Below are 3,411 nucleotides of genomic sequence, written 5' to 3'. Positions count from 1 at the left end.
TCAATATAAACCAAGGAGAAACTGCGGCTTTTTCTGGTGCAGCACATATTGAAAATGTCATTTCCCGCGTTACTGGCGGTTCTCCATCCAATATCAACGGCATGATTAGAAATAGCATCCCCGGTGCAGATACTTACCTGATGAACCCTGCCGGGATAATGTTTGGCGAACATGCACAATTAGACGTGCAAGGTGGATTTCATACCACCACAGCGGATTATTTAAAGTTTGAAGATGGTGGAAAATTTCATGCTGATACAACTCAACCCAGCAATTTTAGTGTCAGCAGTCTACAAAGTTTTGGTTTTCTGGATAAGACACATGGAGCAATTGAGGTCAACAGGCGCGGTTACATTCCCACGCAGGCGCATGGGAATGAGGAAGCTGAACCCCATCATGCCCTGCTACAAGTACCGGAAAACCAGAGCTTATCACTGATTGGTGGCGATATTCACCTGAGCCAGGGCATAGAAGACTTACCTACTGATTCTGACGAATCCTTACTCAACAACCTTTGGGCACCTGGTGGCAGATTAAATCTGGCTGCGGTACGGAGCGTGGGAGAGGTAACTTTAAGCGCGGATGGTATCGCCAGCACGGCAGAACAGGGCGCATCCGTATCTATGGAACAGGGCGCTAATCTCAATGTTAGTGGAGATAGCAGCAATGTGTTTATCCATGCCGGTGAATTTTTAATGGATAATGCATTAATTTTTGCAATAGCAATGGGTGAACAAGCAGGTGGTGTAGTGGATATCCAAGCCACTAACATCACCCTTGATAATGCTTCACTTATCAGTGGTGGTACAGCCCATATAGGTGATGGTACGGATATTTATCTTAATGCCGACAATGCCATACACTTATTGAACGGTAGTGCCATGAATACAGATTCATTAAAGATAAGTGAACATAATCAGATAACTGGTAATGCAGGGCATATCCACTTACAAGCTAAAGACATTGAAATTAAGAATAATTATGGTCCTTCCAGACTGTTTTCCACTGATAGTTATGGTACAGGACGTGGTGGCGATATAACTATGGTCGCGGAAAACCGTCTGGATATTATTAATTCCTATATTCAAAGTGCCACCTGGAACGATAAGGTGCAGGCGGGAGATGGTGGCGATGTATATTTACAGGCTGAGTATTTGAATTTCCAACAGGGTTCGACATTGATAATGTCTTCAGAGGGCAGGGGGAATGTGGGTCGCCTAACCTTAAAGGGTGGACAAATTCATGCTGGAGGGATTAATGATTATGGCGATAGTTCGCTGTTAGGTACTTATTCCTCGGCACAAAGTGATTCCGGTGACATTCTAATCCAGGCTGATGAATTGCTTTTGGAAGACGGGATGTACTTGGTATCTGCCAATGTTGGCAAAGGCAATGGTGGTGATATAAGTATTCAGCTTTCGGGAACTTTTACCGCGCGTGGTGCATCGGCAGCAACTGGATTGGCAACAGCAGTTTTTTCCGGTACAGCCCCCTTACCAAACCAGCAAGCTGGTCAGGCAGGAGATATTCATATTCAGGCAGCGAGCATTCAGTTAGAAGATGGTGCGCTTATTTATGCGGATAGTCAGGCGACCAATCCCGGTACCTCCAGCCAGGATGCAGGAAATATTCATTTGGATGCCTCAAATATACGTTTGTCCGGTGTCAATCTCTATGGTGAAGCCCTATATGGTTTTGGTAGCACAATTTCCGCCAGTAGCCTGGGAGAATACGCAGGCCAAGCGGGAGATATTCAGATTCAGGCAGATAGCGTGGAAATTCTTGATGGTGCTTCAATTGAGTCGGGCAGCGACAACCCTAGTGACGGTGGTAATATTCAAATTCAGGCAACGGAACAGATTAGAATTCATGGCGATGCCTCGGACATTACCTTGCTTGAACCCTTGGAAGAACAAGCCTTGTACCTGGCTAATTACAACCCTGAAACCTACAATCAATCCATCAGCGGGGTATATGCACATGTCACCAGCCAGGCGGCAAACAGCGGTGACAGCGGTCATATCAAACTTAACGCACCGCTAGTGCAAATCAACAAAGGTGGGCAAATCTCCACCGCTAACCGAGGTGGTGGCAAAGCGGGACACATCAGCCTCAATGTCGAAACTCTGGAACTTGATAATCACACCCTGATACGTTCTAACAGCGAACTGGCCAATCAATTCAGTTTTGAGGATGCTCAGGCGCGAGATAGCCAATTGCTGGAGCAAGGGACGGTAGTAAAAACCATTGATGATGGTGAAGGCCGGACTCTGTACCAAATCAATTTTGGCGATAGACTGTTTAATCTGATGCCCATCACCCAGGTAGAAGATATGGCGGCATTGGAAGCCTTACCAACGCGGGTCAATATGTTAGCAACTGCCTTTGCTGCGGACGACATTGTTACGGTAAAAGACGATGGCAGTGGTCAGGTGGCACGTTTTGCCTATACTAACTACGAATTTGCGGCGAAAAACTGGACTCGAGTCAACGAAAACAATCGTGTGGTATTGCCACACTCGGATATTTCGTTTACCTCAAGCTACCATATGTATACCAGTATCATGCCTTATGCTAATGGCAGTTTGATTCATGTCGAAGACATCGGTAACGGTAAAGCCGCAGATTATGTCTATATCATCACTACGTTTACGGACGGCCCTAATCATGGAACATTTCTTGGCGAACCTATCCGCATTAAATACTACCAACTCACCGACCTGGATGAATTACAGACATTCACTGACAATATTGATGTATTCACCGGCATCCAGGTAGATATTGCAGCAGCTCAAGATGGTCAACCCGCACGTTTTGTATATGACGGTGTGGACTGGGTACACTACGGCAAAGTATTGGAAGTACCGGACATCGAAGCACAACAAAATCTAGTATTGGCCAAACCTGGCTATATCACCCATTTGCCTGAAGGCGACAGCATTTTCACTGGCAAAGCATGGATAGACTTGGGTAATACCTATCGTGTAGCCAATCTGTCCCAACGCAATGCGCTGAATGTGCAACAAGGCGATTTGGTAAAAGTCGCCGATACCGGCAATGGTCGCCATGATGCCTTTTTGTACGCCAACAGTGAATGGATACCACAAATTCGTGGTGGTAATGCAGGTGAAATTGAACTGAATGTCGGCAAAATGCACTTATCGCAGGATTCCGAAATCAGCACCAGCTCGGTCAGTGGCGGCGGTGGCGAGATTGACATCAATGCCAATGGCCTGGTGCAACTGAAAAACAGCCAAATCACCACCAGCGTGCAAGAAGATGCAGGCAACGGTGGTAATTTGAATATAGACGCAGCATTTCTAGTCCAGGATCAAGCACCGATTATCGCCCGTGCGGTGGAAGGCAGCGGTGGCAATATTGCCATAGAAACCAAAGGTGTTTTTAAGTTCC

At 46.3% G+C, this 3,411-nt stretch carries 1 protein-coding gene; it reads left to right on the top strand.

Features of this window, described 5'->3' with window-relative positions; all coding sequences use genetic code 11:
- Positions 1-3,411, top strand: a 3,411-nt coding sequence (locus QUF61_RS17995) for a two-partner secretion domain-containing protein (protein ID WP_289682934.1), incomplete at both ends; no start/stop codon positions are given.

The organism is Candidatus Venteria ishoeyi, from assembly GCF_030378065.1.
GTDB classification, from domain to species: domain Bacteria; phylum Pseudomonadota; class Gammaproteobacteria; order Beggiatoales; family Beggiatoaceae; genus Venteria; species Venteria ishoeyi.
Note: the sequence above shows the minus strand (reverse complement) of the source record. Positions and strands in the feature narration are given on the sequence as shown.